Below are 11,984 nucleotides of genomic sequence, written 5' to 3'. Positions count from 1 at the left end.
ATCACCTTCCCATCCAACCGCCGTCAACGAGAACGACGCTGCCATTCATATAATCGGATGCTTTGGAAGCCAGGAACACCACCGGTCCCTTGAAGTCTTCCGGCTCACCCCATCGACCCTGAGGGATGCGCGCCAGAATGGCGTCGGCCCGCTCTTTGTTGTCACGCAGCGCCTGGGTGTTGTCCGTGGCAATATAGCCCGGTGCAATGGCGTTGATGTTGACCCCTTTGGGGCCCCATTCGTTTGAAAGCGCTTTGGCCACCTGGGCAATCGCCCCCTTGCTGGCCGCATACCCCGGAACGGTAATCCCGCCCTGGAAGGTCAACAGCGAGGCGGTGAAGATAATCTTGCCGTAGCCATTACCGACCATTTCTTTGCCAATCTCCCGGCTCAGAATGAACTGGGCGTTGAGGTTCACTTCGATCACCTCGTCCCAGATGTCATCGCCGTGATCGGTCGCGGGCTCCCGGCGGATCGTTCCCGCGTTGTTCACGAGAATGTCAATTTTCGGATGATCGCTCTTGACCGACTTGATGAAAGCGTACAGGTTCTCGCGATTGGAGAAATCGCACTGATAGGCCGAGAACTTTCTGCCTTTATCGGTAACCTCCTTCTCCACCTCGGAGCCGGAGGATTCCAGAGTCGCGGACACACCAATAATATCAGCGCCCGCTTCAGCCAAGGCTACAGCCATGGCCTTGCCAATACCCCGTTTACAGCCGGTTACCAGAGCAACTCTTCCTTCCAGGTTAAACATGTCGTTCATTGAACGCCTCCACAGTTGATCAGAGATTTCATACCTTCGGGGTTTGCATCGATATTGGCGAACGCCTCGTCGATCTCATCCAACGGAGAGACTGAGGTAATAAACCGGTCAATATCGATCTTTCCGGAGGCAATCATATCGATAGCCTGGTCGAAATCCTCGGCCTCATAGACGCGAGCGCCAACCAGCTCCAGCTCTTTCCAGAAGAAGTGGAAGAGGTTGACAAGAGGCTTTTCCGCGTGAATCGCCACCATGCAGATACGGCCACGTACCGACGCGATCTGGGTCATGGTTTCTACGGCGGCCTGAACACCGCTTACCTCAAAGACGACATCCGCACCTTTGCCGTTCGTCCAAGCTTTGACTTTCTCTTCTATGTCCTCCTCTTTGGGGTTTACCGTCTCAAAGCCCAGATCTTCAGAGAACTTCAGGCGTGCCGGATTGAGTTCCGATACCATCACTTCGGCACCAATACCCTTGGCGACCGCTGCCACCAGCTGACCGATCGGGCCACCACCGAGAACCACGGCCTTTTCACCGGCTTTCAGTTTCGCGCGAGCCACGTCGTGGCAAGCAACCGACAGCGGCTCCACCAGGGCGCCTTGCTGCAAGGAGACGTTCTCAGGAAGGCGGTGAAGCGTTCTGGCCTTCACTGTCCAGTAGTTCTGGAAGGACCCTGGCGTATCAATGCCCATAAATTTCAGGTTGTGGCAAATGTGTGAATGCCCGGCATCACATGCCGGGCAACTTCCACAATAATCCAGCGGGCGCACTACAACCCGGTCGCCCGGCTTGTAGTCGGTGACGCCCTCACCGACTTCATCCACAACGCCGGACACTTCGTGGCCGGTCGTCTGGGGAATGGACACTCGCTTATCCATTACGCCGTGATAGATGTGCATATCGGTTCCGCAGATACCGGTAAAACCGACTTTCAAGCACACTTCACCGGCACCGGGTGCGACTCTTTCGCCCTCAACGATGGTGAATTTTTTGTTGCCTGCGTATTGAGAAGCTTTCATGGGATACCTCTATTTAATAAGCTTGAATGAGATGCTTGCGCAGAAGGTCGTGATCAAACTCTACACCGGTGCCGGGAATGTCCGGCGCCACGGCACGACCGTTCTCAAGTTTCAAGGGGTGAGTGGTGTAGGCGTCGATCGGGAAGGAGTGAACTTCCAGGTAGCCCGCATTGGGCTGTGACGCCATGAGAGAAACGTGCAGCTCATGCATTCCGTGGCTACAGACAGGGAGGTTGAACGCCTGTGCCAGATCCGCCACCTTCAGCCAACCTGTGATACCACCGATATTGGAGGCGTCAGGCTGAAGAAAACCAAGCCTGGCCTGAGAGACCGCGTAGGTAAATTCGTGAATAGTGTGAAGGTTTTCACCCATGGCCAAAGCAATAGACGTTGATTGAGCGATACGAGCATATCCGTCGTAATCGTCAGGGATAGTGGGCTCTTCAAACCAGGTAATATCTTGATCGACAATGGAGTTAGAGAAGCGCACTGCTCCCTCGACCGTCATGGAATAGTTGGCATCGACCATGAATCCGCGACTGGGGCCGATCAATTTTCGGACAGCCCTAACCCGATCAACATCTTCGCGGGAGTCCGCTTTGCCAACTTTTATCTTGACCGCATCAAACCCCCGATCCAGATAACCCTTGACGTTTTCCAGCAACCGGTCCTTGGAGAAATTAAGATCAATTCCGCCCGCATAACAACGGGTAGTGTTATTTACTCCGCCGGCCACTTTCCACAAAGGCAGCCCCAGCCGTTTGCACCTCAGATCCCACAAAGCAATGTCAATAGCGGACTGGGCGAAGCTGACGAGGCCACCGCGCCCCACATAGTGCAGTTTCCACTGCACTTTTTCCCAAATCGACAGAATCTCAGAAGAGTCGAGCCCTATTAGTCCGGGCGCCAACTCATCCTTCAACAAAGAATAAATGGCTCGACCACCGGTGCCGCCAGTATACGTGTAGCCGACACCCTCACGGCCATCACCACAAGCAATACGACAAAGAACCAGCTCGAAATGGGTATGATTCCCATGCTTTGCATCAGCGAGCACCTCTTCCAACGGTACCCGGTAGTACTCGATTCTTACATCAACGATTTCAGATGCGGCGCGCGACTCACACCCCGGAACGACGTCAAGCTTGCTCATTATCGATCTCTCTTATTGATAAAACGGTCTTTACAACGACTGTAGGCCTGAATTTGCATATTGTCAACAATATTACAATATTTAATGCATCCTACCGTTATCTGGCATTGCGGCGCAATGCAGCTATCGACACATATATATTGTCGACAATATACTATATAGTGAAGACCGTAGTAAAGGTATCGCACCCAGCGTGCTCGGTCTGGCCTGGTTCAGCCGGGCACGCTATAGCGACATAAAAACCCAGGCAGGCAGAACAGGGCGGTTTCTCCAGCCCGATGCCTGACACGATAAAGAGGTATAAGCATGCTCAATCGCACGCATCTTTTGTCCCGCAACCGATCAGCATTCGCACTCACCGTGCTACTGACCGCCGGCCTTCAGGGCTGCGGAGGGAGCTATGGCGACTCGGAAAGCCCTTCAAGCGCCTCGAGCTCGCAGCAAAGCGCCAGCTCAAGCAGCCAGACGAGCACCTCGTCCAGCAGCAGTATGAGTACCACCTCCATAAGCAGCTCCAGCGCCGCTGCGTCAGAAGGCGCCACTCAGGTTTATGTTGATTCCGACGTCACTCGAGCCGTGGGCGATGCCGACACCTTCCACCGGGAAGCCTTTATTACCCTACATGCCTCCCATACCGAGCAGGACTGGTGGCTGGGAGAGAATGCTGACTCAGTCGGCGGCGACAACCTGATGGCCGAATTTGTGACTGAATATGATGTGTATTTCGGCCGCGACACCGGGGGTATGGCATGGCAACTGTCACAGGTACCCGAGGACCCGGAGAAGCCCGGGTACGCTGATGATGAAGCGATTGAGAGCCGAGGCAACGACGCCACCGGTTGGTATAGCGCCCGCCAAGACGTGCGCGGACCCATTCAACGCGCCCAGGAACATCGCAACCAGCAAATGATTGTTGCGGCACAGCAACACCCCTACTGGCCGAACGGCACGCCCACCGGACAGGGGTGGACCTTTTCCCAAACCGATACCCCCGAGGAGCCACTGGGAACAGCGACCGGGCAGTACATGAGTCAGTTCCTCAAGCATTTCTTCCGGCAAAGCGAAGGCGAGCCAGGCCAGCCCAAACCTTTATACGTCGAAGTGATGAATGAGCCGCTGTGGGAGCTGGTAACAGTGGCCGAGGACCCGGTCGACCTGACCACCATTTTTGAATTTCATAACACGGTGGCGAAAGAGGTTCGGGCCCTTAACCCAGATGTGCTTCTGGGCGGGTACACCGTCGCCTTCCCCGACTTCGAAAAAGACAACTTCAACCGCTGGGAGGAGCGCGACAAGCATTTCTTGGACGTCGCTGGCAGTAATATGGATTTCATATCCCTGCACTTGTACGACTTCCCGGACTTTACCGACAATGGTGTACCGGTCAAGCGATACCGCAAAGGCGCCAACATGGAAGCGACGCTGGACATGTTGAACCATTACACCGATCTCTCTTTCGGCAAGGAGATGCCTCTGATCATTTCCGAGTACGGAGCCCAAGTACATCGGCTGAGAAATGAACCCTGGTTCCCCTATCGGGATTGGCTGACGATCAATTCCATCAATTCTATGATGATGGCCTTTATGGAGCGCCCTCACCAGGTGGAAAAAGCACTCCCGTTCATTACGGTCAAGGCAGAATGGGGCAGAATAAGCCCAACGGTCCCCTATAACTTCCGCTTAATGCGGCAACAGTTTGAAGCCGAAGGCGAATCCGGTGAGCAATGGGTATACACCGAACTGGTGAAGTTGTACGAGCTATGGAAAGACGTTGGAGGCACCCGTTTGGATACCGCCACCGACGACCCGGATCTGCGAGTCGACGCTTACCGGAGTGATACTGAAACCTTTATCATCGTCAACAACCTTGATTTTGAGACTCAAGAGTTCGCCCTAAACTTCCGAGATGGCGCGGCCCCGGCCAAGATACAAACCAAACAGCTGTTCCTGGGTGACCAAGAGCTGCCCCTGCATGACAGGACGCCGATGATTGAGAACCAGACCTATAGCGAGCTGCCTCAAACGCTGACTCTGGAGTCGGAAGCCACCATGGTCATCCGCTACAGCAACACCGGCAACGCACCGCTGGGTGAGCTGCAAGAGACTAATTATTACGCCAACACCTACAAGCAACCGATTGAAAGCGCACGGCCGATCACCTTCGAAGTGGATGACATCAACACGTCAGCCGAAGGGTTTGCCATTCTACGCGTGGGCCTGGGACGGGAGCACGGCCTGTCGCTTCAACCGGAAATCACTGTCAATGGTGAGCCGGTCACGGTACCGACCGACTGGCGTGGTGGAGACCAGTACCTGGACGGAAAAGGCCGCGAGAGTTTCTTTGGGGTGATCGAGGTTCCGCTCCCCGTAGAGCTTATCGACGTCAACAACACCGTTCGCATTAAGTTTCCCGACAGCGGTGGCTACGTGAGCTCACTCGCGATTCGTTACGGCGCGTCTACAACCGCCCTGTTGCGTCCAAAAACGGCTTTCTAGGACAACAACCGCCTCTGACCGCCCTGCCCGGACCTAATCCGGCCAGGGCGGTTTTTCCTCTTCCCTTTCCCGCTCAGCCCTTTAACTCCCCCTTGGGCGCCGCTTTCAACCTTGAGTTCTACATCACGATTTCAGAAACTAACCAGCAATATTGTTTACTTTATACAGTCATCTATCTATAGTCTTTGAGGGGTTCAAGAGCGCTTTTCCTCTTGTTCCTATCTAGCGTGACTTGGCTCGCGTGCCCCGACTCGCGCGGCCCGCCTGTTGGGTTCCGCGCCCCAGGTCACACAACACCCCACAGCGATAATGATATAAACGCGATGGAGGATTTATGAAAAAACTCTTGTGTATCGCCGCCGTCACTGCCTACGGCTCCATGGTTCACGCCGCCGACTGGGATGGCATACCGGTGCCTGCCGATCCCGGCGCAGGCAACTCCTGGCAGTTGGTTGACTCGGTTTCCGACGATTTCAACTACTCCGCCCCAGCCAACGGCAAAAGCCCGACCTTCTACAACCAGTGGTCCGAAGGGTTCATCAACAGCTGGCAAGGCCCCGGCCTGACGGATTACCACAATCCCAACTCGGAAGTGACTGGCGGAAACCTGGTCATCAAAGCCACCCGCAAACCCAACACCAATCAGGTATATACCGGCGCCATTCACTCCAATGACAGCATTCAATACCCGGTGTACATTGAAACCCGCGTTAAAGTCATGGATCAGGTGCTGGCCAACGCCGTCTGGATGTTGAGCTCAGACTCCACCGAGGAGATCGATATCGTGGAGTCCTACAGCAGCAGCCGCCCAGACCAGACGTGGTTTTCGGAAAGGATGCACCTGTCGCATCACGTGTTCATTCGTGACCCTTTCCAGGACTACCAGCCCAAAGACTCGGGTTCCTGGTACACCGATGGCCGTATCTGGCGCGATCAGTTCAGTCGGGTCGGCGTTTACTGGCGAGACCCCTGGCACCTGGAGTATTACATTGACGGTCAGCTGGTTCGCACCGTCTCCGGGCCCGACATCATTGACCCCTACGACTACACAAACGGCACGGGCCTGAGCAAGCCCATGCAGATCATCGTCGATGCGGAAGACCAGGACTGGCGCTCCGACAACGGCATCATGGCCACAGACGCAGAGCTCTCCGACCCCAGCAAGAACCGGATGTACGTCGACTGGATTCGGGTGTACAAACCCGTCACCCAGACTAATGGTGGTAACAGCGGCGGCTCGGGCAGCGATGTGAGCGTATCGACCGATTTCGGCGCTTTCTTTGCCACGGGGAAAGACGGCAGTCCGGTTGCGGGCGACAACGTCGAAGGGTTCAACCCCTCAGGCCAGGGCAATATCAACTACAACACCTTGGGTGACTGGGGCGACTACAGCATCACTCTGCCAGAAGACGGTCGGTATCGGGTAGAGGTCAATGTCGCCTCTCCCTCCAGCGGCACGCTGGCAGCTGAGGTCACTATCGACGGCGTATACGTTGGCCAAATCAATATTTCGGCCACCGGCGGCTGGGAGTCCTACCAGACCTTCAGCCTCGACAGCGACTTTTTTATCGGCGCAGGCACCCACACCGTTCGGATTAAAAGCGCTGGGAATACCAACTGGCAGTGGAATGGTGATGTCATCCGGTTTGTGAAAGTCGCCGACTAACCATCGCAATCATTGCTTTCAGAAAATCAAATAGAAATTATCAGCCCTCACGGAAGAGGGCTTGCTACCCCACCAGGCTCAACAATGACAATATTGTTCCCGGTTATTTCGCAGCGGATTGAGATGCCGCCAATACCGGCGCAACTGAGGAGAATAAATAGCGAGTCCACTTCGCACCGGATCAGGTCGGGCCGTGGCAATGGGAAGCGTCTTTTAGACAAGGGCCCTTTGTCGCCGTGTCCAGCGAGCCAATCAGCGGCATAAGCGCAGGCTTTATGGATGACGAAAACGGTACCCTAACCATTCACGACACCAATAAAACGTGGCCAGATTTTCGTCAGCGTGGTCGCCTGAACTATGTGAACGAGCCCTATCTACGCTTTGAAGAAACGGGCGACCACTGGCCGTCGCCGTCGACGAGCCGGGCGACGCACAACATTCCCTTGTGCCCGATTCGGAAGACCCCGAGCACAACCTTGCCCGCATGGACGGGCTCTGGGGGGCCTTGACCGCCGGCGCTTGGGGAACGGAATGGTATTTCGGCTACCAACATGAACACTCGGACCTGACCGCTCAGGATTGGCGCACCCGAGACCTCTTCTGGGATCAAGCTCGCCACGCTGTAGAATTTTTCGCGTTGGCCGATGTGGAGCTTTCACAAGCGGTTAGCCGAGACGAAGTGATCAGCAACGCCTGGGCGTTAGCGGAAGTCGGCGAGTTTTATATCATTTATGCGAAAGACGCCTCAAAAGCTCTAACGCTTCGTTTACTGCCAGGCAAATCCGACTACAGCGTACAGTGGTTCGACCCGCGCAACGGCGGCGAGCTGCAAACCGGCTCTATTACAGAGCTCAGGGTCGATAAGGAAGTGACCACCTATTGGGGCGATATGGCAACGGTCGACTTGGGAAAACCACCCAGAGACACAGAGAACGATTGGGTAATCCTGGTGAAGCGACAATAGTCGCTTCACCTCCGCGAGCGGCGATAACAGCGAAGACGCATCATATTGTTGACAATTGACTATTTTTAATAAAATATAGGCCTCTGACGTGATTGAAGGCCAGAAGCGCCCTCGACTCCCAACACTCTAACGATAACGACTCAAGAGGTCACAGAATGCTCTATGCCCCGCAACGCTCCCTGCGGCAGCCGCTCTCACTACTCCTCGTCGCCCTTCTAAGCACGGGCCTCCATGGCTGTGGGGGAAGCAGCTCCGACGATTCGGATGACACTTCGGAGAACGGCACCTCCTCAAGCGCCCAATCCCAGCAGAGCAGCCTCTCATCAAGCCAGGCGATCAGCAGCGCTTCCTCCTCCAGCAGCGAAAGCGCCGTCTCCTCCAGTAGCGAAGGCGCCGCAGCTTCTAGCAACCAAGCGGTGACCTCCTCTTCCAATTCGTCCTCCAGCAGTAGCGAGGGCGCTTCCACAGCCGCCGACTGGGACGGCCTGGTGGTACCCGCCGACCCCGGCGCCGGCAATACCTGGGAGCTGGTCGACGCCGTGTCCGATGACTTCAACTACTCCGCCCCCGGCGACGACAAAGGCCAGGCGTTTTACGAGCGTTGGTCCGAAGGGTTTATCAATAGCTGGCAGGGGCCGGGGCTCACGGATTACCACGACCCGAACTCCTCTGTGACCGAGGGGAACCTTGTTATCGAAGCCACCCGCAAACCCGACACCGACGAGGTATACACCGGCGCCATTCATTCCAAAACCAGCGTTCAATACCCGGTCTACGTCGAAGCCCGTGTTAAAATCATGGACCAGGTCCTCGCCAACGCCGTCTGGATGCTGAGCGCCGACTCCACCGAAGAAATTGACATTGTGGAAGCCTACGGTAGCAGCCGCCCGGATCAGACCTGGTTCGCAGAGCGCATGCACCTGTCGCACCACGTCTTTATTCGCGACCCGTTTCAGGACTATCAGCCCAAAGATGAGGGCTCCTGGTACACGGATGGTCGCCTGTGGCGCGAACAATTTAGCCGAGTCGGCGTTTACTGGCGCGACCCATGGCACCTGGAGTACTACATCGACGGCGAGCTGGTTCGCACCGTCTCCGGCGAGGAAATCATCGACCCGGAGGGCTACACAAACGGCACAGGTCTTAGCAAGCAGATGCAGATCATCGTTGACGCAGAGGATCAGGACTGGCGCTCCGACAACGGCATCATGGCCACCGATGAAGAGCTGTCGGACCCCGATAAAAACCGGTTCTATGTAGACTGGATTCGGGTTTACAAGCCAGCGTCCATGACCCCCGACGCCAGCGACGACGACACCGCCTCGAACACGGGCGCAACGGTCACCACCGACTTCGACGCCTTCTTCGCCACGGGCAAAGACGGTGAACCCGTCGCCGACGACAGCGTCGAGGGATTCAACCCCGCCGCCGATGGCAAGATCAACTACAACACCTTGGGTGATTGGGGCGACTACAGCCTTACCGTACCGGAGGATGGCGATTACCGGGTAGAGGTCAATGTGGCCTCCCCCACTCAATCCGGTCTGGCAGCCAATGTCATGATCGACGAAACCGACGTCGGGCAAATCGCCATCACCACAACAGGAGGCTGGGAGACGTACGAAACGTTCAGCCTCGACACCCCCGTAACGCTCACCGCTGGCACCCACACCGTCAGGATTCAGAGCGCCGGCAGTGCAACCTGGCAGTGGAATGGCAATTTGATTCGTTTAGTTCAGCTTGGTGAATGATCAGGGTGAGTTCGTGCAGAGGGCGAAGACGATCTCACGCTCTCCTTAAAAGGGTAAGGCAGGTCTAGTTCCCTATGAAGAAAAGAGCCTCACTCTATTAATCTGTAGTGGTCGATTTAATTCGGACATTGAGCTAGCAGGAGTACAGCTAATGCCGGTGACAAGCGAACGACAACGTGACTGAAACCAATGACTGTTTTCCCAAGTTGGAATTGGAGTCGTCCGCAATACCAGCCGCACATGATGGGATCTCTTGGCTTATCGGTAAGAACACGGCCAGGGGCTTATTTCACAAGCCGTTCTCCAGGGAAACACAATTGGATATACCCCCAACAAGCTTTCCCCAGTGTAGATCAAAGCCTCTGTCTGAGCTGACCATTGAGCGCTGAATAGTCCCATATAGCTATATCGGCCGAGCCTCCCTCAAGATCTTGTCCTTCCATTCGTCCGGTAGAGCCTCCTCTGTCAATACTTCAACCTCCACTCCAAGCAGGTCCGTAAGCTCTGCACGAATTGCCCCGATATCTAGCATTGTTGTCTGGGTGGTGACCGCCACCTGGATATCTAGGTCACTGTGGTCAGTATCGAGACCGTGAAGAACCGAGCCGAAAACGCGAGGGTTTGTTGCACGGTGAAGCTCGACAATTTGCAGAACGGCTTCGCGATGCTGATGTAAGGCGTTGGAAGGCCTCATCCGAACGATCCTTAAGTCAATCTGACTGTAATATAGTCTTTTACCATTACAACTACGACGGCAATAGCCATCGGATATAATCAGCCGCCTATGGCGGAAGATTAATGGACCAATGATGCCACACGAATAGGGAAAGGGCCGAGGCGGAATACACGCGCTTCTTATTGGGCACCAACTGGATGACTAAATTTTAACCAGTTGGTATGATCCGAAGTATGCGTTCCTTTCGAATCCTGACCGAGCAACAACCCATGAAAGAACCAAAACAGCACATGTCTCCGGCAGAAGAACGAGCAGATATCCTCAGGCAGCAGGCTGAGGGGAGTTTTTCCCTCTCCCGACAGCTCGCCGAGCATCCGGTCTCTCGGATGAGGAAGCGGCTAGGCCTTCACCTGCCTGAGGACCATCCCGCATCGATTCTTGCGGCTCAGCAGGGTAAGCCCCGCCCTTAATCGTGTATAGCGAGTATTGATGATCAGCTTGTCGCGCTGATCACCCCACCGAGCTATCTCATTTTAGCCGAGAGCATTTCTGATTATCGATGCGCTCGCCTTAGTCGGGTTGCGCCGGCGTCACTTCAATTCCTGAATCTCCCACAGCACCCAAGACCTCGTCTGCCTCATCAGCAGACCCCAGAACGTATTGCTCAGCATCCTGAGCCCTGATGAATACCGGAGACCGGGTATGAATAGCTCTAGTCCCCAACGAAGGCGCGTCTCGTGTAAGGGTAACAATCTGCGGTGTCTCTCCTGGGTACCAGAACGCCGCCATATAGAGGGGCCGCTGATTGATCGCTGAGAACCGGTGCTTCTTTTTCCCATTCAGCTCCGCTCGCCACTCGTAAAAACCGCTGCATGGGACCAGGCACCGGCGTTCAACATAAGCCTCCACGAGCGCTTGCTTGGTCCGAACGGTCTCGCACTTGGCGTTAACGAGTTGTGAGGTCGCCCATTCAGGCTTTATCCCCCAAGTCGTATCTAGCTGGCCTAACCAACTACCGACTGCCGCCACAGTGGCAACAGACTGGGTTGGCCGCAGGTCATGGTTCGCCACAGCCCTGAACGCTAACCCCAAGGTTTCTGGAACCCAACGGTTTATCATATCGGCGCCTACATCCATTCGACCGCACATAATGAACCCTCCAGAAAGGTGGAAAGCAGCGATCATAACCACTGGGTGTTGTATATACAACCAGTTACATTTGGTATAGGACTCTCGGCAATTTGCCTTAGTGTGCTCAACACCGATGCACCAGATCAGGGTGAGTCTGTCATCAGATGCTCCTTCACCAATGCTGTACTAGAGCCCCCAGTTATAGATCATTTTATTATTAAATAGGCTCCAGAAAGACACACTTACTATAAGAACTCACACCCGTGAAATGTACATCAGAATTCCTCTTCTGAAATATCCTTTGAGTTCAACCACTTGTCGTTTGCCGGACATATTATCCGCGAACATAAATATACTGT

9 protein-coding genes are annotated in these 11,984 nt (G+C 55.0%); 4 read left to right on the top strand and 5 right to left on the bottom strand.

The window, feature by feature from the left end; translation table 11 throughout:
* Position 1 precedes the first annotated feature (1 nt).
* The 3 genes from G547_RS0112615 to G547_RS0112605 are packed head-to-tail and all read right to left on the bottom strand — an operon-like array spanning position 2 to position 2,941.
* Entirely contained in the window at positions 2-766 is a 765-nt protein-coding gene (locus G547_RS0112615; RefSeq protein ID WP_027330169.1) for an SDR family oxidoreductase, read from the bottom strand.
* Positions 763-1,788 (bottom strand): (R,R)-butanediol dehydrogenase, encoded by a 1,026-nt coding sequence (locus G547_RS0112610; protein WP_027330168.1) that lies wholly within the window; start codon positions 1,786-1,788, stop codon positions 763-765. Before G547_RS0112610 ends, G547_RS0112615 begins: the two co-directional genes overlap by 4 nt.
* Positions 1,789-1,801: 13 nt before the next feature.
* On the bottom strand, positions 1,802-2,941 hold the full coding sequence (locus G547_RS0112605) for a mandelate racemase/muconate lactonizing enzyme family protein (RefSeq protein WP_027330167.1): 1,140 nt from the start codon (positions 2,939-2,941) through the stop codon (positions 1,802-1,804).
* A gap of 306 nt (positions 2,942-3,247) precedes the next feature.
* Here G547_RS0112605 and G547_RS0112600 point away from each other — a divergent pair, with 306 nt between their 5' ends.
* The 4 genes from G547_RS0112600 to G547_RS23130 all read left to right on the top strand — a co-directional run bounded on the left by G547_RS0112600 (position 3,248) and on the right by G547_RS23130 (position 9,818).
* Positions 3,248-5,437: an agarase gene (locus G547_RS0112600; RefSeq protein ID WP_245573477.1), complete on the top strand. Its 2,190-nt coding sequence runs from the start codon at positions 3,248-3,250 to the stop codon at positions 5,435-5,437.
* 334 nt (positions 5,438-5,771) lie between these two features.
* Positions 5,772-7,103 carry a carbohydrate-binding protein gene (locus G547_RS21340; protein ID WP_036188483.1) on the top strand — a complete coding sequence of 444 codons (1,332 nt, stop codon included), beginning with the start codon at positions 5,772-5,774 and terminating at the stop codon, positions 7,101-7,103.
* 445 nt (positions 7,104-7,548) lie between these two features.
* Complete coding sequence (locus G547_RS0112590; protein ID WP_027330165.1) at positions 7,549-8,067, top strand: hypothetical protein; 519 nt, start codon at positions 7,549-7,551, stop codon at positions 8,065-8,067.
* Positions 8,068-8,222: 155 nt separating this feature from the next.
* Complete coding sequence (locus G547_RS23130) at positions 8,223-9,818, top strand: carbohydrate-binding protein (protein WP_084645984.1); 1,596 nt, start codon at positions 8,223-8,225, stop codon at positions 9,816-9,818.
* Between the two features lie 403 nt (positions 9,819-10,221).
* On the opposite strand, the gene G547_RS24000 is transcribed toward G547_RS23130, so the two are convergent.
* Together G547_RS24000 and G547_RS24075 are read right to left on the bottom strand one after the other, a co-directional pair.
* Positions 10,222-10,512 carry a nucleotidyltransferase domain-containing protein gene (locus G547_RS24000; RefSeq protein WP_027330164.1) on the bottom strand — a complete coding sequence of 97 codons (291 nt, stop codon included), beginning with the start codon at positions 10,510-10,512 and terminating at the stop codon, positions 10,222-10,224.
* Positions 10,513-11,064: 552 nt separating this feature from the next.
* Complete coding sequence (locus tag G547_RS24075; protein WP_425411500.1) at positions 11,065-11,631, bottom strand: SOS response-associated peptidase family protein; 567 nt, start codon at positions 11,629-11,631, stop codon at positions 11,065-11,067.
* Between the last annotated feature and the right edge of the window lie 353 nt (positions 11,632-11,984).

The sequence above is a fragment of the Marinimicrobium agarilyticum DSM 16975 genome (assembly GCF_000423345.1).
GTDB lineage: Bacteria > Pseudomonadota > Gammaproteobacteria > Pseudomonadales > Cellvibrionaceae > Marinimicrobium > Marinimicrobium agarilyticum.
The sequence above is the reverse complement of the archived record's forward strand: the minus strand, read 5'-3'. Positions and strand labels throughout refer to the sequence as shown.